This is a genomic window from Herbiconiux sp. L3-i23 (assembly GCF_023734115.1).
GTDB lineage: Bacteria > Actinomycetota > Actinomycetes > Actinomycetales > Microbacteriaceae > Naasia.
Genome location: NZ_AP025737.1, coordinates 1,704,221 through 1,722,621 on the forward strand (window position 1 = coordinate 1,704,221; position 18,401 = coordinate 1,722,621).

The 18,401-nt window shown below is 69.3% G+C and carries 16 protein-coding genes and 2 tRNA genes; 10 read left to right on the top strand and 8 right to left on the bottom strand.

What is annotated here, in order from left to right; translation table 11 throughout:
• Window positions 1–2: 2 nt before the first annotated feature.
• Window positions 3–75: transfer RNA gene (locus NGH83_RS08025), tRNA-Gly, on the bottom strand.
• 148 nt (window positions 76–223) lie between these two features.
• Here NGH83_RS08025 and NGH83_RS08030 point away from each other — a divergent pair.
• Window positions 224–299 (top strand) — tRNA-Val (locus NGH83_RS08030).
• 72 nt (window positions 300–371) lie between these two features.
• On the opposite strand, the gene NGH83_RS08035 is transcribed toward NGH83_RS08030, so the two are convergent.
• Entirely contained in the window at window positions 372–1,166 is a 795-nt protein-coding gene (locus NGH83_RS08035; protein ID WP_251855741.1) for an SDR family oxidoreductase, read from the bottom strand.
• Window positions 1,167–1,326: 160 nt separating this feature from the next.
• Between NGH83_RS08035 and NGH83_RS08040 the strand changes: the two genes are divergently transcribed.
• The gene (locus NGH83_RS08040) at window positions 1,327–2,532 is read left to right on the top strand and encodes an MFS transporter (protein ID WP_251855742.1); all 1,206 of its coding nucleotides are present in this window, start codon (window positions 1,327–1,329) and stop codon (window positions 2,530–2,532) included.
• 52 nt (window positions 2,533–2,584) lie between these two features.
• Entirely contained in the window at window positions 2,585–3,241 is a 657-nt protein-coding gene (locus NGH83_RS08045) for an SGNH/GDSL hydrolase family protein (protein ID WP_251855743.1), read from the top strand.
• A 21-nt stretch (window positions 3,242–3,262) separates the two neighbouring features.
• Here NGH83_RS08045 and NGH83_RS08050 read toward each other — a convergent pair whose 3' ends face one another.
• The 4 genes from NGH83_RS08050 to zapE form a co-directional block, all read right to left on the bottom strand.
• Window positions 3,263–3,472 carry a hypothetical protein gene (locus NGH83_RS08050; protein WP_251855744.1) on the bottom strand — a complete coding sequence of 70 codons (210 nt, stop codon included), beginning with the start codon at window positions 3,470–3,472 and terminating at the stop codon, window positions 3,263–3,265.
• A gap of 46 nt (window positions 3,473–3,518) precedes the next feature.
• Window positions 3,519–4,790 carry an ammonium transporter gene (locus NGH83_RS08055; protein WP_251855745.1) on the bottom strand — a complete coding sequence of 424 codons (1,272 nt, stop codon included), beginning with the start codon at window positions 4,788–4,790 and terminating at the stop codon, window positions 3,519–3,521.
• A 142-nt stretch (window positions 4,791–4,932) separates the two neighbouring features.
• The gene (locus tag NGH83_RS08060; RefSeq protein ID WP_251855746.1) at window positions 4,933–6,204 is read right to left on the bottom strand and encodes an ammonium transporter; all 1,272 of its coding nucleotides are present in this window, start codon (window positions 6,202–6,204) and stop codon (window positions 4,933–4,935) included.
• A gap of 215 nt (window positions 6,205–6,419) precedes the next feature.
• Entirely contained in the window at window positions 6,420–7,439 is a 1,020-nt protein-coding gene (zapE, locus tag NGH83_RS08065) for a cell division protein ZapE (RefSeq protein ID WP_251855747.1), read from the bottom strand.
• Window positions 7,440–7,617: 178 nt separating this feature from the next.
• Between zapE and NGH83_RS08070 the strand changes: the two genes are divergently transcribed.
• Window positions 7,618–8,517, top strand: coding sequence for a sulfurtransferase (locus NGH83_RS08070; RefSeq protein ID WP_251855748.1), 900 nt, complete (start codon window positions 7,618–7,620; stop codon window positions 8,515–8,517).
• A gap of 436 nt (window positions 8,518–8,953) precedes the next feature.
• On the opposite strand, the gene NGH83_RS08075 is transcribed toward NGH83_RS08070, so the two are convergent.
• Window positions 8,954–10,267 carry an HNH endonuclease signature motif containing protein gene (locus NGH83_RS08075; RefSeq protein WP_251855749.1) on the bottom strand — a complete coding sequence of 438 codons (1,314 nt, stop codon included), beginning with the start codon at window positions 10,265–10,267 and terminating at the stop codon, window positions 8,954–8,956.
• 158 nt (window positions 10,268–10,425) lie between these two features.
• On the opposite strand from NGH83_RS08075, the gene NGH83_RS08080 reads away from it, so the two are divergent.
• Complete coding sequence (locus NGH83_RS08080) at window positions 10,426–10,860, top strand: SufE family protein (protein ID WP_251855750.1); 435 nt, start codon at window positions 10,426–10,428, stop codon at window positions 10,858–10,860.
• Window positions 10,857–11,561 carry a dihydrofolate reductase family protein gene (locus NGH83_RS08085; protein WP_251855751.1) on the top strand — a complete coding sequence of 235 codons (705 nt, stop codon included), beginning with the start codon at window positions 10,857–10,859 and terminating at the stop codon, window positions 11,559–11,561. The genes NGH83_RS08080 and NGH83_RS08085 overlap by 4 nt, the downstream gene beginning before the upstream one ends.
• 54 nt (window positions 11,562–11,615) lie before the next feature.
• Here NGH83_RS08085 and NGH83_RS08090 read toward each other — a convergent pair whose 3' ends face one another.
• Window positions 11,616–12,854: a S9 family peptidase gene (locus NGH83_RS08090; RefSeq protein WP_251855752.1), complete on the bottom strand. Its 1,239-nt coding sequence runs from the start codon at window positions 12,852–12,854 to the stop codon at window positions 11,616–11,618.
• Window positions 12,855–12,959: 105 nt separating this feature from the next.
• Here NGH83_RS08090 and NGH83_RS08095 point away from each other — a divergent pair, with 105 nt between their 5' ends.
• The 4 genes from NGH83_RS08095 (at window position 12,960) to NGH83_RS08110 (ending at window position 18,401) form a co-directional block, all read left to right on the top strand.
• Window positions 12,960–13,553, top strand: a complete 594-nt coding sequence (locus NGH83_RS08095; protein ID WP_251855753.1) for a DUF3000 domain-containing protein — start codon at window positions 12,960–12,962, stop codon at window positions 13,551–13,553.
• Window positions 13,554–13,665: 112 nt separating this feature from the next.
• Window positions 13,666–14,892 carry an HRDC domain-containing protein gene (locus NGH83_RS08100; protein WP_371872635.1) on the top strand — a complete coding sequence of 409 codons (1,227 nt, stop codon included), beginning with the start codon at window positions 13,666–13,668 and terminating at the stop codon, window positions 14,890–14,892.
• A 78-nt stretch (window positions 14,893–14,970) separates the two neighbouring features.
• Complete coding sequence (locus tag NGH83_RS08105; protein WP_251855754.1) at window positions 14,971–16,242, top strand: thiolase family protein; 1,272 nt, start codon at window positions 14,971–14,973, stop codon at window positions 16,240–16,242.
• Window positions 16,239–18,401, top strand: a complete 2,163-nt coding sequence (locus NGH83_RS08110; RefSeq protein WP_251855755.1) for a 3-hydroxyacyl-CoA dehydrogenase NAD-binding domain-containing protein — start codon at window positions 16,239–16,241, stop codon at window positions 18,399–18,401. The genes NGH83_RS08105 and NGH83_RS08110 overlap by 4 nt, the downstream gene beginning before the upstream one ends.

Consider the following 18,401-nt stretch of genomic DNA (forward strand, 5'->3'; position numbering starts at 1 on the left):
CGAGCGGATGACGAGACTCGAACTCGCGACCCTCACCTTGGCAAGGTGATGCGCTACCAACTGCGCTACATCCGCATTCGAAGACCGTTTCCGGACTTCTTCGCTGTCGTTTCCGACCGCTTGAAGACTCTAACGGATGCTCGGCGCGACTACCAACTCGACACGTCATCGAGGTGAAGTTGCACGGAACGGTCCCGTCGTTATGGCAAGATTGAGGACGCGCGGGCGATTGGCGCAGTTGGTAGCGCGCTTCCTTCACACGGAAGAGGTCATCAGTTCGAGTCTGGTATCGCCCACCACCGGTCTCACTACGAGACACGACGAAGCCCCCGGTCATCGGCCGGGGGTTTCGTCGTTCCCGGGGCCCTGACTCAGCCCCGCCAGTCGTCGGAGGTAATGTGCGAGCCGCCGTGGGGGCCCATCTGCAACATCCCGCCGTCGACGGCCCACGACGCTCCCGTCACGTACGCGGAGGCCGGTGAGGCGAGGAAGGCGATGACGGCCGCCACCTCGCGGGCGTCGCCCGGTCGTCCGAGAGGGATGCCGGGACGTTCGGCGCCGTGCGGATCCTCGTCCTCCTGATCGGTCATCGGCGTGGCGATCTCGCCCGGGGCGACTGCGTTAACGGTGATGCCGTACCGAGCGAGTTCGATCGCCGCCGTCTTCACCAGACCGCCGAGACCGTGCTTCGCGGCGTTGTACGCCGACTGCCCGACACGGGGCGCGTGCTCGTGCACGCTGGTCACCGCGACGATGCGGCCCCCGTTACCGGCGTCGACCATGATCTGCGCGGCGCGCTGGATGCCGACGAACGCTCCGTCGAGATCGGTGGCGACGGTGTCCCGCCAGCCGTCGAGCGAGAGCTCGAGCAGCGGAACGTTGTCGCCCGCCCCCGCGTTGTTGACGAACACGTCGAGCCCGCCGAGTCTCCCGGCCAGGTCGCTCACGATGTCGCCGACCCGGTCGAGTCGGCGGACGTCGAGCTGCGCGACGACCGCATTGCGGCCCTGCGCGCGCACCTCGGAGGCGGTCGCCTCCGCACCCGCCTCGTCGTCGAGCCAGGTGATGCCGATGTCCATCCCCTGCTGGGCGAGGGCGACGGCGGTGGCCTTGCCGATGCCCGAGTCGGAGCCGGTGACGATCGCGAAACGTGGAGTGAATGCCATGACCGCATCCGACACCGCCCGCCGGACGGCTGCAAGGGATCACGGCGCTTGCGCACCCCGTGCACAGCGATTGCGGAGCCGGTAGGGCGGCCGGCGTCTTGCGAGACCGCGCGGGGCGAGCCGCTCACTGCGCGTCGGGTCGCGCCGATAGTGTCGGCGCATGGAAGCGCCACTGCTCCCCCGCTCCGGTTCGGGTCGCGCCCGCTGGTCGACGCGCGCGGCGTTCTGGGTCTCGGCGTCGGTCATCGCGATCTGCCTCTGGGGCAGCGCGTCACCGTCCATGGTGTTCCCGCTGTACCTCGAGCAGTGGCATCTCGACCCGGAGGAGATCGAAACGGTCTTCGCCGCGTACCCGTTCACGGTGGCGGCCCTGATGCTCGTCCTCGGCGGACTCTCCGACCGCATCGGACGCCGCCGGGCCATGCTGCTCGGTCTCGCGTCGCTCGCCGCCGGCAGTCTCGTCTTCGCCCTCGCCCCGGCGCTGCCGTTCCTCTACGCGGCCCGGCTGCTGCAGGCGCTCGGGACGGCCTGCGCGCTCGGCGCCGCGACCGCCGCACTGCTCGAGTTCGAACCGCAACGTCGCGCCGCTCGCGTCAGCGCGACCACCGTCGTCGCGACCGCCGTCGGTCTCGTGATCGCCTCCCTCGTCTCCGGCGCACTGATCGAGTACGCGCCACTCCCCCTGCACCTGACCTACTGGGTCGGATTCGCACTCGCCCTCCTCATCGGCGCGGCGGTCGTGTTCCTCCCCGACCACCGGGAGGCGACCCGCGCCGTGCGCGTCCCCTCATCCCGCGTCCCGCTCCGCTCGATCGCGGTCGGCGCGTCCGCCCTCATCGGCGCCTACGCCGTCGGAGCGCTGCTCCTGTCCCTCGGGGCAGACATCGCACGGGACCTCATCCGCACCGACGACGCGGCGCTCGTCGGCGCCGTGATCGCTCTGTTCGCCATCGCGATCGGTACCGGCGGACTCGTGTTCGGTCGGATCGCCGCCGCCCGGTCAGCCCTCCTCGGCACGGTCGCCTCGGTTCTCGGGCTGGCGTCGCTGCTGCTCGCCTCGTCGACGGAGAGTCTTCCGCTGTTCACCCTCAGCTCTGTTCTCGCCGGGTTCGGCTTCGCCGCCTTCGTCGCCGCCGCTCTCGGACTCGTGGTCGCTTCGGCGCCCGCAGAGGCGAAAGCGGTGACCGTGTCGCGGCTCTACGCCTCCGGGTACTCCGCGCAGGGCGTCCTCGCGCTCGTCCTCGGCGCGATCGCCGACGCATCCCTCCCGATCGCCATCGTCGTGTGGATGATCCTCGTCGCGGCGATCGGAGCGGTGTCCAGCTTTCTCATCGCCCGGCACAGTAGCGTCGCCCCTTCTTCGTGAGCTCTTAGCTTCTGCCGTTAGCCTCAGGACCACCCCACACCCGAAGGTCCCCATGCGCGTCGCCCCGAAGCTCACCGCACTCCTCGCCGGAGTCGCCCTCGTCCTCACTGCGTGCGCGGCAGCGCCCGCCGACGGTGCCCCCCGGAGCCCGGCAGCGACGGCGGACCCGACGCTGTCGGTCGCGATCGTCGGCGACTCCCTCACCGCGGTGCTCGGCAAGCGATTCGCCGAGGGCGAGATCGACCCTTCGTCCTGGGTGCCCGTCTTCCTCGAGTCCGACGTCCGATTCGTCGGCGGATGGGCACTGGCTGGGGCCACGACCGCGGATATGCGCGCCGCGGTCGCGGAACAGGATGCCGACCTGCTCATCGTCATGGCGGGCACGAACGACGTCCTGACCGATCGACCGCTCGACGACACGCTCGCCGATATCGACGCCATCGTCGACCGGGTCGGCGCGGCGCAGGTGCTGGTGTCGGCCATCCCGCCGATCGATTTCATGCCCGGGGCCGCCGAGGCCTTCAACGACGCGCTCGAGGAGACCGCGGAGGCGAGGTCGTGGACGTTCGCGGATCCGTTCGCCGCATTGCGGGTCAACGGGGCGTACCGGGAAGGGACCACCCTCGACGGCATTCACCCGACCGCGGAGGCTCAAGTCACCGTCGGAAAGGCGGTCACTCGCGCCGTGGAACGACTCGGCCTCGACTGAGGCGTCTCGGTGGCTCGCCGCTCAGTCGGCGTCCGGCTCGCCCGGACGCACCGCGGCGGTGTCCGCGACGTCGATGCGGGTCGCGCCGCTCGGCGACTCGGTGACCTCGACGCGCGGCGCCACCGACTCGGCTGCCGCGTCCTCGTCCCACTTGTCGCCGGGGGCCGAAGTCAGCTGATCGCGGCGCTTCTCCTCGAAGCTCTCATCCGTCGAGTCCGTCGCATCCGTCATGGGCACAGGGTAGCGCCGCTCACCTGATCGATTCGGAGCGGTCACGTCAGCGCGTCGCGTCCGGGCCGACCGCGGCCTGGCCGTACGGCGCAATGTCGAGACCCGCCTGCTCGATGGCCGTGGTCACGCGGAACCCCATGAGCTTATCGACGAGGTACCCGAGCGCGAGGGTGACCGCGAACGAGTAGACCAGCACCGCGACGGCACCGATCGCCTGCGCCAGGAGCTGATCGACGCGTCCCGAGTAGATGAAGCCGTCACCGTTCGCGAAGAATCCCAGGTAGAGCGTTCCGATCAGGCCGCCGACGAGGTGGATGCCGACCACGTCGAGCGAGTCGTCGAAGCCGAGAACGTACTTGAGGTTGACGGCGAGGGCGCACAGCGCCCCGGCCAGCAGGCCGAGCAGCACCGCCCACAGCGGCGTCAGGTAGGCGCACGCCGGGGTGATCGCCACGAGCCCCGAGACGACCCCCGACGCGGCACCCACCGCCGTCGCCTTGCCATCCCTGATCGTCTCGACGACGAGCCACGACAGCAGCGCGGCGGCCGGCGCCGCGAGGGTGTTCATCACCACAAGGGCTGCGAAGCCGTCGGCGGCGCCCTCGGAGCCGGCGTTGAAGCCGAACCAGCCGAACCAGAGCAGCGCCGCCCCGAGGAGCACGAACGGGATGCTGTGCGGCTTCAGCGGACCCGAGCCGACGCCGGTCCGCTTGCCGAGGACGAGCGCGAGGGCGAGCGCAGCGGCTCCCGCGTTGATGTGGACGGCGGTGCCGCCGGCGAAGTCGAGCACGCCTGCCCCGACGAGATCGCGCAGACCGTAGACGATCCATCCGCCACCCGCCATGCCGTCGGCGCCCCACCGCACGGTGAACACCCACGACGCGACCGGGAAGTAGACAAGGCTCGCCCACAGTCCGGCGAACACCATCCAGGCGCCGAAGCGCGCCCGGTCGGCGATCGCACCGGAGACGAGCGCGACGGCCACGATCGCGAACATGCACTGGAACGCGGCCTGAGCGAGCGGCGCCGAATCATCGGCGCCCTGCAGCAGCGCCCCGAGTCCGATCAGTCCCGTGTCGATGCCGAACACGCCGTCGATGCCGACGAAGCCCGATGCGTTGCCGGAGGAGTTCACGACCGCGTATCCGAAGACGATCCACAGCACGGCGACGAGGGCGAGAGCACCGAAGCTCAGCATCATCAAGCTGATCGCGCTCGACGCGCGGACGAGGCCGCCGTAGAAGAAGGCGAGCGCGGGAGTCATCAGCAGCGCCAGTGCGGCGCAGATCAGCACGAACGCCGTAGTGCCCTGATCCACTCGCGCCTCTCCTGTCAGCCCTTCGTGGCCTCTCAGAGCCTACGACCGGGCAGCACCCGCTCGTCGTCGGCACGCGGCCGGTGCATGGCGACGGGCGCCGCCTCGAGAAGAGACGACGCCCGTCGCGTGATGTGCGGAGCGGTCAGACGCGCGCCGGCTGGTCGAAGAGGTAGGCCTCTTCGCCGTGCACGACGGTGTCGATGCCCGCGATCTCGTCCTCGTTCTTGACGCGGAAGCCCATCGTCTTCTCGATCACGAAGCCGATGATCCAGGCCAGAGCGAAGGAGTAGACGAGCACGGCGATCGCGGCGATGGCCTGAACCAGCAGCTGGGTTCCGTCGCCGCCGGTGAAGAGGCCGGTGTTGTTGGCGAAGAAGCCGAGGAACAGGGTTCCGATGAGACCGCCGACGAGGTGGATGCCCACGACGTCGAGCGAGTCGTCGAAGCCGAGTGCGAACTTCAGGTCGACCGCGACGGCGCAGACGGCGCCGGCGATGACGCCCAGCAGGATCGCGAACATCGGGGTCACCGAGGCGCAGGCCGGGGTGATCGCGACCAGGCCGGCGACGGCACCCGACGCGGCACCGACCGAGGTGGCCTTGCCGTTGCGGAGCTTCTCGACGACAAGCCAGCCGAGCAGAGCGGCGGCGGGGGCGGCGATGGTGTTGAGGAATGCGACCGCGGCGGTGCCGTCGGCGGCGAGCTCAGAGCCCGCGTTGAAGCCGAACCAGCCGAACCAGAGCAGACCGGCGCCCAGCAGGACGAACGGCGGGTTGTGAGGCACGTGCGCTCCCTTCTGGAAGCCGACGCGCTTGCCGAGCACCAGGGCGAGGGCGAGAGCGGCCGCACCGGCGTTGATGTGCACCGCGGTGCCACCGGCGAAGTCGATCACGCCGAGTCCGAAGACCTCCTGCAGTCCGTAGGTCGTCCACCCTCCATAGGAGAAGGAGCCGTCATCGGCGAGCCCGAAGTTGAAGACCCAGCTCGCGACCGGGAAGTAGACGAGCGTCGCCCAGACACCGGCGAAGACCATCCACGCGCCGAACTTGGCGCGGTCGGCGATGGCGCCCGAGACGAGCGCGACCGTGATGATGGCGAAGGTCGCCTGGAAGGCGGCGAACGCGATCGGCGGATACATCGCGTCTTCCGGCGTCTCGAGGAGGCTGGTGAGCCCGATCGCCGCGGTGTCGATTTTCCACGGGAAGAGGGTTCCCTCCGAGCCGGGGAAGGCGATCGCGTAACCGTAGATGACCCACAGCACGCCGATGAGGCCCATCGCGCCGAAGCTCAGCATCATCATGCTGACGACGCTCTTGGCCTTCACGAGGCCGCCGTAGAAGAACGCGAGGCCGGGGGTCATCAGCAGCACGAATGCCGCCGCGATCAGCAAGAAGGCGGTATTGCCCTGATCCATTGGATACCTCTCTTAACAAACGTGCAAAGGGATTCGACCCGGCGGCTCACGTCGGCTGTCGACGAGGGGTGCGCGCTTGCGGGTTCGGCCCAATAGTGGTCCGTGGAGGTTTCGTATCGAGATGAGACAGATTTCGAGGGTGTTACACAGTGCGGCGTCCGGTAAACATCGTGTTTCGTGCCTCGGAGGTCGCTCAAGCGGGCCTCAGCCCGAGTTCAGTGCGAGCTCAAGGCAATGAGTCGCGAGATCGCGCGGAGGTACTTCTTGCGGTAGCCGCCCGCGAGCATGTCCTCGCCGAACACCGAGTCGAGCGGCGCTCCGCTCGCGACGATCCGCACTCCGCCGTCGTAGAGCCGGTCGACGAGGGCGACGAAACGCAAAGCATCGGTCTGACTCGCGAACGGCGAGACGTCGCGGAGTCCGACGGCCTGCAGGTCGTCGACGAGACGCACGTAGCTGGCGGGGTGCACCTTCGCCAGGTGGGCGATGACCGCCCCGAAGTCGTCGACGGTGCTGACACCGCCGTCGGCCTCGGCGGCGAGCCGTTCGTCGAGTTCCGCGGCGTCGGTGACCGCAGCGTGGCCCTCGATGTCGCGGCGCCGGTAGTCGAGGCCGTCGATGCGCACCGTCTCGAAGTGGGCCGAGAGCGAGTGGATCTCCCTCAGGAAGTCGGCGGCCGCGAACCGACCCTCCCCCAACGCATTCGGCGGGGTGTTCGAGGTCGCAGCGACTCGTGTCCCGGTGGCGACGAGTTCGCCGAGCAGGCGGGTCATCACCATCGTGTCGCCCGGGTCGTCGAGCTCGAACTCGTCGATGGCGACGAGGCTCGCTCCCGAGAGCAGGTCGACGGCGCCGCGGTACCCCATCGCGCCGACGAGCGCCGTGTACTCGATGAAGGTGCCGAAGTACTTCCGTGCCGGCGCGAGGTGCCAGAGGGCCGCCAGCAGGTGGGTCTTGCCGACGCCGAATCCGCCGTCGAGGTAGATGCCCGGCTTGCCGACCGACGCTCGCTTCGCGCGCTTGAACCAGCCGCCGCCGCTCGGCGCCGCCGACCACCCCGCGGCGAAGGTTCGCATCTTCTCGAGCGCTTCCGTTTGCGACGGGTAATCGGGGTCGGGCTCGTAGTTGTCGAGGCTCGCCCGGTCGAACTGCCGCGGCGGCACGAGGTACCCGGCGATCTCCTCACCGGTCAGTCGCGGGGCACGCTCGGTGAGTGAGACAGGGGCGGAGGTCACAGGCGCATCCAGACGACGGAAGGAGTCGGAAGTGTTACGAGGTCCTCAGCGGAAGACGAACGAGCGGCGTAACCTCGCTGAGGGCGCATCGCCGACCCGTCGGGAGGCGGTGCGCGATCAGCCTAGACGAGGGCCGTGCACCGACAGCGGCCCCCCTGACGGAAGGTGGCCGAGGCAGATGGCAGTTGAGACGGACTCGTCGCAGAAGTTTCAGGAGTATGCGCACCCCGAGCGTCTCGTCAGCACCGAATGGCTCGCCGAGCATCGGAACGATCCGGGCCTCGTCGTCGTCGAGTCCGATGAGGACGTGCTGCTCTACGAGACCGGACACATCCCCGGCGCCGTCAAGATCGACTGGCACACCGAACTGAACGATCCCGTCACCCGCGATTACGTCGACGGCGAGGGCTTCGCGAAGCTGCTGCGCTCGAAGGGGATCTCCCGCGACAGCACCGTCGTGTTCTACGGCGACAAGAGCAACTGGTGGGCCGCGTACGCCCTCTGGGTGTTCACCCTGTTCGGTCACGACGATCTGCGCCTGCTCGACGGCGGTCGCGCGAAGTGGGTCGACGAGGGTCGCGAGCTGACCACCGATCGCCCCGACGTCTCGCGCAGCGACTATCCGGTGGTGGAGCGCGACGACCTCACCGTGCGCGCGTTCAAGGACGACGTACTCCTGCATCTCGGCAACCCACTCATCGACGTGCGCAGCCCCGAGGAGTTCTCCGGGGAGCGCACCACCGCTCCCGCCTATCCCGAAGAGGGCGCGTTGCGTGGAGGTCACATCCCGAGCGCGCAGAACGTTCCGTGGGCGAAGGCCGCAGCCGAGGACGGCACCTTCCGGTCCCGCTCGGAGCTGGAGGCGATCTATCAGGAAGGTGCGGACCTTCAGGAAGGCGACAGCGTGATCGCCTACTGCCGCATCGGAGAGCGGTCGAGCCACACCTGGTTCGTGCTCACGCACCTGCTCGGTTTCGACGAGGTCCGCAACTACGACGGCTCGTGGACCGAGTGGGGCAGCGCGGTGCGCGTACCCATCGTCCGCGGCAGCGACCCCGGCGCCGTCCCCGGCCGCTGAGTGGCATTCCGGTCGTCGAGCAGGCGCGCCAGCGCCGTATCGAGTCCCCCGCGCAAGCGTGCGCGGGGGCCCAGGCTCGCGTAGCGAGGAACGACCGTCTCGAGAGCGCACGTGCTGTGGTCTCGGTGCGCTTCGCTTACTCGACCCTGGGCCCATGGCGCACGCTTGCGCCAGGGACTCGATACGCTCCTTCGTCGCTACTCGACGACCGCGGTGAGCCCCGCTCGTTGAGCGCAGCGATACGGCGGCACGAGTACCATCCGGTCGTCGAGTAGGGCGAAGCCCGTATCGAGTCCCCCGCGCAAGCGTGCGCGGTGGGCCCAGGCTCGAGTAGCGAGGAACGAGCGTATCGAGAGCACAGCGGCAGGGTCTCGGTGCGCTGCGCTTACTCGACCCGTCTCGATACGCTCCTTCGTCGCTACTCGACGACCGGGGTTCAGAACGGGGCGTCGTCGGGGAGCCAGGCTTTCATCACCAGTGGTGGTGCGCCCGGGATAGTGCGGCCGGGTGGGGCGAAGGTGCGGGCCGGTTTCGTCGTGTACATGCGCCCCGTCGGCGAGGTCCAGGTCAGGGTGCCGCCCGGTGAGGCGCTCACCCGCCACCGTTTGCGGCCCTTGACCATGTGGTGGCCCTTGCACAGATGCGCGAGGTTCGCGGCGACCGTTTCGCCGTCCTCCGCCCACGGTTTCGTGTGATCGACATCGCAATGCTCGATCAATCGGGTGCAGCCCACGAACCGGCACACCTCATCCCGCGCCTGCAGGTACCGCCGCAACTGCTTCGGGACCTTATAGGTGGTCCGCCCGAACGAAGTGATCGCCCCATCCTCCGGATCGGTGAGGATCCGGATCCACCCGGGCGCCTCGCCGGCGATTCGGCGGGCGGTTTCGGCGTCGATCGGCCCGTAGCCCTCGAGCTGGCCCGGCTCGTCCGACCGGCCCAGCGCGGTCAGTACCGGGATCGTCGTGGCGACGTGCGGGTTGATGCCCCGACGCGCCGCAGGGGTGGCCTGCACCGGCTCACCCTCGACCACAGGGGCGGTGACGCCGCCGGCGTCGATCAGCAGATCACGGAAGACATCCGCCTCGATTTGCTGCAAGGTGCGGGTCTCACCCTCGACCATCAGCCCCTTCGCCAGTCCGGTCACTGATGCGGCGGCACCGATGACGTACTCGGCAGACATGTACGCCCGGTACCAGGCCATGCCATCACCGGCCGGTTCGACCGCAGTCCGGCGCTCGGCCAACGCTTCCCGGTGCTTCTCGATCAGGTCTTGGGGTTGCAGATCGGCGCGGATCTTGCGCGCCATCCGATCGAACCGTGACACCGGCAGATCGACGAACTCGAGCAGACGCGCCTCATACTCGCCGACCAGCTCAGCGGCGAGGCCGTGAGAGTGTTCGACGAGAACCCGGGCGTGCCGGTCGGAGAACTCCGCGCGCCGCATCCGACTCAGCGTGGTCGGGAAGACCTGCACAAGGGAGCGGGCGAGATCGAGCATCGACTGCGCGGTGCGCTCGTGCACCTGCAGCACCGCGGCGACTTCCGCCCGGAGCTCACGCCACTCGAGCGAGTCAGGGTCGTACCAGTCGGCCCCGAACTCCCGACCGAACTGCAGGCGCAGCGCGTCGATGTATTCCAGTTGCTCCGCCTGGTACACCCGCGACAGTGCCTGCCGTTCGGCGATGCGCTCGACCAGCAGCCGCGCAGCCGACATCGGCGCTTCGGCCTGCGACTGCTCTTCGTACATGCATCGACCTAACCAGCAACCACCGACACTGGAAGGAACCTCAACGCGACCGCATCCCGAAGCCCCGCGCGTCGCGACGGCCCCAGCGGGCCTCCTCGGCGAGCACGTATTCGACCAGCGCCAGGCAGGCCCTCGGCCGCGGGCGGGATAATCGGGAGGTGACTTCCGCTCTGCCCGCCCAGCTCGCCGACATCCGGGACGAGTTCCTCGCGCTCGACGGCAACGACCGTCTGCAGCTGCTGCTCAAATTCGCGAACGAACTCCCGGAACTCCCCGAGCGTCTCCGCGACCACCCCGGACTCAGCGAGCGGGTCGAGGAGTGCCAGGCGCCCGTGTTCATCACCCTGGAACTCGGCGACGACGGTGTGCACATGTTCGCGACCGCGCCCCGCGAAGCGCCGACCACCCGCGGATTCGCCTCGATCCTCGTGCAGGGCGTCGAGGGGCTCTCGGCGGAGGAGCTGCTCGCGGTGCCCGCCGACTTCCCGCAGATGCTCGGCCTCAACGACCTCGTCTCCCCACTGCGGGTGCGCGGGATGAGCGGCATGCTCGCGCGGGCGAAGCGCCAGATCGCGGCGAGGAGCGCCGCATGAGCCTCACCCGGATCTTCCCGGAGACGGCCGGCCCCGTGGCGCTCGACGGCGAGCACGGCGCCGCGTTCCTCGCGGACGCCTATGCACCGGAGTCGCGCTCGTGGGTGCGCATCAACATGATCGGCAGCCTCAACGGGTCGGCCGTCGGCGAGGACGGCACGTCCGAGACGCTCAGCAATCGCGTCGACCGGCGCATCCTCGGCACCATCAGACGAGCGGCCGACGTGGTCGTCGTCGGAGCGCGGACCGTCCGCCGCGAGGGCTATCTCGGCCCCTCCGAGAGCCGTCTGGCGATCGTCACCTCGTCGGGCGACCTCGCCGGCCACCGGCTGCACGAGCGCGGAAGCGTGCCCATCATCCTCTGCCCTCCTTCCGCCCGCGATCGGGTCCGCGAGCAACTCGCCGACGTGCCGCACGAGATCGAGGTACTCGAGGGATCGGCGCTCGACGCCCGCGAGATCGTCTCGGTCCTCGGCGAGCACGGCCTCACCTCGATCGTCTGCGAGGGCGGCCCGACCCTCGCGGCGGCGTTCATCGACGACCGACTCGTCGACGAGCTCTGCCTCACCACCGCGCCGAAGCTGCGTTCCCCCGGTGTTCCGCTGTTCGCGCGCCTCGGGAATCCTCCGCAGGCGGTGCTCACACAGCTGCTCGTCGACCCCGACAGCACCCTCTACGCACGCTGGCGGCTCGAGTACTGATCCGCCCCGTCTCTCGAGCCACCCAGCCGACTCGCGGTCAGCGGGCGGCGCGACTCAGTGGCGGACTTTCAACCAGTCGGCGATGACGCCGTTCCACCGGTCGCGGTCGAAGTTCCAGAGCTTGGTGTGGCGCGCCGTCTCGAACGGCACGAACGTCACGATGTCGGGGCGTGCGGCGGCGAGCTCTCGCGACCCGTTCGCCGGGACGAAGCCGTCGTCGTCGCTGTGCAGCACGAGGATCGGGACGGCGAGCTCGCCTGCCCGGCGCACGAAGTCGAGGCGGCGCAGATCGATGGGTCGACGCTGACCGGTGAACGGCCTGCCCCACCGGGAGCTGATCATGGCGAGCACTCCGGACTTCACCGGACCGGGCAGCGACATCGCCTCGCCCTGGTAGAGCAGGGTGTCGACCCAGTTCACCACCGGCGACTCGAGCACCACCCCGGTCACCACCGACGAGACCCGCGACCGGGTCGCCGCCTGCAGCACGGTCGCGCCGCCCATCGACCACCCCATCAGCACGATCTCCTTCGCGCCGTGGTCGAGCGCGAAGAGCATCGCGGCCTCGACGTCGAGCCACTCGATGTCGCCGAGGGAGTAGCGTCCGTCCTCGCTCGGCGGCGCCTCGCCGTCGTTGCGGTACGAGATGAGGAGCGAATTGAACCCGGCGTCACGGAATACGGGGATCGCGCGCAGGGCCTCCTGCCGCACCGTCGCACGGCCGTGCACCTGGATGACCCAGCGTGCACTCGGATCGGATCCGTCGTCGACCGCGGCCGGCACGAGCCACGCGGGAGCCGGTCCCAGGGTCGTCTGCACGCGCACGTTCTCGAACGGCACACCGATCTCGCGCGGACTCAGGTAGACCCAGCCGTTGAAACGTCCCTGCCGCGCCTCGGAGAGGTCGCCGAAGTCGACGCCGAGCACCCGGCGGGTCACCGTCGCCGCGGTGCGCGCGACGATCGACCCCACTCGCGCGTGCCCGGTCCCGCCGTCGAACCAGAAGCTGTAGTCGCCCGGCAGCAGGGCGTCTTCGCTCGCGCTGAAGATCACGGTGCCTGCGGACTCGTCGTATCCGAGCACGCGGGTGTCCTCGACGCGTTTACGCGGGGGCTTCACCACCGTGCGGGCGACGGACGTCGTCACCGCGCCCGCGAACAGTGCGCCCGCCGTCGCGAGGCCGCTCAACGCAACCAGCACCCCGAGCGAAGACCGCGACTTGCCCGACACCGCTACCAGCCCTTCGACGAACGCGAGACCGCGTCGGATCGCCGGACGGGTCGCCGATTCCACGCTATCAAAGAGGGGGCGGACGCGATGTCCCGGCCTCATCCGTCCTGGGCGACGCACCGTACCACCATCGGGGCCATCGGCGCATTCCTGATCTAGTCTCGTCGCATGAACGGCGACCCGCACGACGAGACACCGAGGGAGTTCGAGTTCGCGCTCGAGTCCATCGGCCGCGCGAACACGCGCGACGATCTGGTGGTGCGCAGCATTCCCGCACCCGAGGGCCTCGCACCGTGGTCCGTCGCCCTCGCCGCCGAGATCGACGCCGCGTCGCACGGCTCCGAGTACGACCTGGGCGCTGGGCGCTTCGTCCTGCTCTACGACCCCAGCGCCCACGACGCCTGGGGCGGTCGGTTCCGCGTCGTGTGCTTCGCGCAGGCGCCGCTCGAGACCGAGATCGGCATCGACCCGTTCCTCGCCGACGTCGCCTGGTCGTGGCTGACCGACGCCCTCGACGATCGCGTCGCCGACTACACGGCGGCCTCCGGCACCGCCACCAAGATCATCTCCACCGGTTTCGGCGAGTTGGCGGAGCAGGGCGATGGTGCCAAGATCGAACTGCGGGCTTCCTGGACTCCCCTCGAAACAGACATCAGTGCTCACGTCGAGGCGTGGATCGAGCTCGTCGGCATGCTCGCGGGTCTACCCCCCGTGGCAGAAGGAGTGACCTTGCTATCCACGCGACGAGCCGGGCGTGCCTGACGCCCCAAAGAACCCCGTCGGTTCAGATCCCGTCCGTTCAGACCCCGTTGGTTCAAACCCTGTCGGTTCAGCTGCCGTCGGCTCGAAGACGGAGGCGACGCCGGACGCGGCGGTGACCGCTCCCCTGCCCACCGCGCAGATCGCGCGTCCCGTGGTGCTCGTCGCCGACCGGTCGGCCTACCTCGATGCGGTGCGCTCGATCGCCGCGGGCTCGGGCCCGGTCGGAGTCGATGCGGAGCGTGCGAGCGGCTTCCGGTACTCCCAGCGCGCGTACCTGATCCAGATCTACCGCGAAGGCGCCGGCACCTTCCTCTTCGACCCGCCCGCCATCGGCTCGTTCACCGAACTGCAGGACGCGATCGGCGACGAGGAATGGATCCTGCACGCCGCCAGCCAGGACCTCGCCTGCCTGCGCGAGGTCGGCCTCGACCCCGCCGTGATCTTCGACACCGAGCTCGCCGCCCGGCTGCTCGGACTGCCCCGCGTCGGGCTCGCCGCCGTGGTCGAGCAGCTGCTCGGCCTGCACCTCGCCAAGGAGCACTCGGCCGCCGACTGGTCGACGAGGCCCCTGCCTGCATCATGGCTCGACTACGCCGCGCTCGACGTGCAGCTCCTGCCCGAACTGCGCCGCGAAGTGGGCGCGCTGCTGGAGCAGGCCGACAAGGTGGCGATCGCCCGCGAGGAGTTCGACGCGGTCCTCGCCCGCGAACTCCCCGTCGCCCGCACCGACCCGTGGCGCAAGCTCTCGGGTGTGCACACCGTCAAGGGCGTCCGCGGTCTCGCCGTCGCCCGCGAGCTGTGGCTCGCCCGTGACGATCTCGCTCGCACCCTCGACGTCTCCCCGGGACGCCTGGTGCCCGACTCCTCGCTCGTCTCCGTGGCGCGAGCGCTGCCGCGCACCAAGCGCGACCTCGCCGCACTGCGCGAATTCTCGGGGCGTGCGAGCCGCAGCGAACTCGACCGGTGGTGGGCGGCCCTCGAACGCGGACTCACCACGGAAGACCTCCCGATCGCGCGGGTGCCCGGCGACTCGATGCCGCCTCCTCGCGCCTGGGCCGACCGGAATCCCGAAGCGGATCGGCGACTGAAGGCGGCCCGCGCCGCCACCATCGAGGTCGCCGAGCGCCTCGACATGCCCGTCGAGAACCTGCTCACCCCCGACACGCTCCGCCGCGTCGCGTGGCAGCCACCGGTCGAGGTGACCGACGACTCCGTCGCCGCCGCGCTCGGCGCCCTGGGGGCACGGCCGTGGCAGATCAGCGCGACCGTACAAAGCATCGTGAAAGCTTTTGTGGCAGCTCGCCAAGAGCCCGCGGTGGTCGAGGAAACCGGTTCGTAGGAAGAATCAAAGGATTCCCGCCGGTCAGGAGCGCCCGCATAGCATCGGGGCGGTTCACGTAACGCGAGGAGGCAGACGGTGGCCGAGGGCAACGAAGTCGTTTTCATCGACGGGGTGCGCACCCCCTTCGGGCGAGCAGGAGAGAAGGGTGTCTACTGGAACACCCGGAGCGACGACCTCATCGTGAAGGCGATGATCGGTCTGCTCGAGCGCAACCCCACGGTGCCGAAGGAGCGCATCGACGACGTCGCGATCGCGGCGACCACGCAGACGGGTGACCAGGGCCTCACCCTCGGACGCACCGCGGCGCTGCTCGCCGGGCTCCCCCGGTCGGTGCCCGGATACGCGATCGACCGCATGTGCGCGGGGGCGATGACATCGGTCACGACCACCGCCGGCGCGATCGCGTTCGGCGCGTACGACCTCGCCATCGCCGGCGGCGTCGAGCACATGGGCAAGCACCCGATGGGCTTCGACGCCGACCCCAACCCCCGGTTCGTCGCCGAGAAGCTCGTCAGCGAGGACGCGCTCAACATGGGCAAGACGGCCGAGCGCATCCACGACCGGTTCCCGCACCTCACCAAGGAGCGCTCCGACCGGTTCGCGATGCGGAGTCAGCACAAGCTCGCCGCCGCCTACGAGGCGGGGCTGATCCAGCCCGACCTCGTGCCGGTCGCCGCCGGCAGCTCCACCGGCTGGGGCCTCGTGACCGAGGACCAGGGCATGCGTCCCGAGACGACCATGGAGGGTCTCGCCACGCTGAAGACCCCGTTCCGCCCGCACGGCCGCGTGTCGGCGGGCAACTCGTCGCCGCTCACCGACGGGGCGACCGTGTCGCTCATGGCGAGCGCGAAGGCGGCGAAGGAGCTCGGGCTCACCCCGAAGATGAAGCTCGTCTCGTTCGCGTTCGCGGGAGTCGAGCCCGAGATCATGGGCATCGGGCCCGTCCCGTCCACCGAGAAGGCGTTGCAGAAGGCCGGCATGTCGATCGACGACATCGGCCTGTTCGAGCTCAACGAGGCGTTCGCCGTGCAGGTGCTGTCGCTGCTCGACCACTTCGGCATCGACGACGAGGATCCCCGCGTCAACCGCTGGGGCGGCGCAATCGCGATCGGACACCCGCTCGCCGCGTCGGGCGTGCGTCTGATGATCCAGCTCGCCCGCCAGTTCGAGGAGCACCCCGAGGTGCGCTACGGCCTCACCGCCATGTGCATCGGCCTCGGCCAGGGCGGCAGTGTCATCTGGGAGAACCCCAACTGGAACGGCAAGAAGTGGGACAGCGGAGCGCTCGGCAAGGAAGCCAAAGAGCTCGCCAAGCGCCGCAAGGACGAGACGAAGGGCACCAAGTGAGCGACAAGCAGGGCACGGATTACGCCGGAATCGACTTCTCCGATCTGCTCGCCTTCTCCGAGGACGAGGTCGTCACCCACGCGTTCGCCCGCGACGTGCCGCTGTCGAGCGGCAAGGTGCTCGCGCTGGTGACTCTCGACAACGGGCGCGATCACACGCGACCGAACACGCTCGGACCCGCGACGCTCATCGAGCTCGGGGGCGTCTACGACACCCTGCGCGACCGCGCGGCGCGAGGCGAGATCCACGCCGTCGCGACGACGGGCAAGCCGTTCATCCTCGCCGCGGGCGCCGACCTCAGCAAGGTCAGCGAGATCCCCTCGCAGGCCATCGCGAAGAAGCTCGCCCAGCTCGGACACCACGTGCTCGGCAAGCAGGCGACGCTCGGCGTGCCGTCGTTCGTCTTCACGAACGGGCTCGCGCTCGGCGGCGGTGTCGAGATCGGCCTCAACGCCGACTACCGCACCATCGACGCCTCCTGCCCCGCGTTCGCACTGCCCGAGGTGTTCCTCGGCATCGTCCCCGGCTGGGGCGGCGCGTATCTGCTGCCGAACCTCATCGGCATCGAGAACGCCCTCAAGGTGGTGATCGAGAACCCGCTCAAGCAGAACCGGATGCTGAAGGCCGCCGACGTTCTCGAGCTCGGCATCGCCGACGCGCTCTTCCCCTCGGCGACGTTCCTCGAGGACTCCATCCGCTGGGCGGACGGCGTGCTGACCGGTGCTGTGAAGGTGAAGCGTCCGAACGAGCCCGGCAAGCTCGAGAAGCTCGCAAAGTGGGACATCGCCATCGGCATCGCCCGCAAGAGCCTCGAGCAGAAGATCGGTACCGTGCCGAAGGCGCCCTACGCCGCGCTCGAGCTGCTGAAGGCGGCGAAGTCGTCGACGAAGGCGCAGGGTTTCGCGGCCGAGGACGACACCCTCTCCGAGTTGATCGCCGGCGACCAGTTCCAGGCGAGCATCTACGCGTTCAACCTGGTGCAGAAGCGCGCCAAGCGTCCCGCGGGCGCCCCCGACAAGACGCTCGCCCGGCCGGTAACCAAGGTCGGCGTGCTCGGCGCGGGTCTCATGGCGAGCCAGTTCGCCCTGCTCTTCCTGCGTCGCCTCCAGGTGCCGGTCGTGATCACCGACATCGACCAGGCGCGCGTCGACAAGGGCCTCGACTACATCCGCGGCGAGATCGCGACGCTGCTCACGAAGAAGCGCATCTCGCCCGACGAGGCCAACCGCCTGAACGCTCTGCTGACGGGCACCACGGACAAGAGCCTCTTCGCGGACTGCGACTGGGTCATCGAGGCCGTCTTCGAGGAGCTTTCGGTCAAGCAGGACGTGTTCGGCGAGATCGAGAAGATCGTCTCCCCCGAGGCGATCCTCGCGACCAACACGTCGTCGCTGTCGGTCGAGCAGATCGGGTCGAAGCTCGCCCACCCCGAGCGGGTGGTCGGCTTCCACTTCTTCAACCCGGTGGCGGTCATGCCGTTGATCGAGGTCGTGAAGACTCCGTCGACGAACGACGAGACCCTCGCGACGGCGATGGCGACCGCGGCGAAGCTGAAGAAGAACGCGGTGATCACCCGCGACACCCCCGGCTTCGTGGTCAACCGCATCCTCGCCAAGGTGCTCGGCGAGGCGATGCACGCCGTCGACACCGGAACCGCGTTCGAGACGGTCGACGAGGCCGTCCGCCCGTTCGGTCTTCCGATGACCCCGTTCGTGCTGCTCGAGCTGGTCGGCCTCAAGGTCGGCGCGCACGTGCTCGACACGCACCACTCGGCGTTCCCCGAGCGGTTCTTCCGGTCCGACAGCCTGCACGAGCTCGCCGACCTCGGTCGCATCTACGAGCGCGACGGCAAGGGCACGATCAAGGGCGTCGACAAGAAGGCGCAGTCGATCGTGTCGAAGCAGTTCGACGGCAAGGGCTCGCCTCAGACCGCGGAGCAGCTGCGCATCCGGATCGAGGACGGACTCGCCGACGAGGTGAAGCGGATGCTCGACGACCAGGTCGTCGCCGCCGCCGAGGACATCGACCTGTGCCTCATCCTCGGCGCGGGCTACCCGTTCCACATGGGCGGCCTCACCCCCTACCTCGACCGGGCGGGCGCCTCCGAGCGTGTCTTCGGATCGACCTTCCACACGCCGCCGATCCGTGGGGTGAACTGA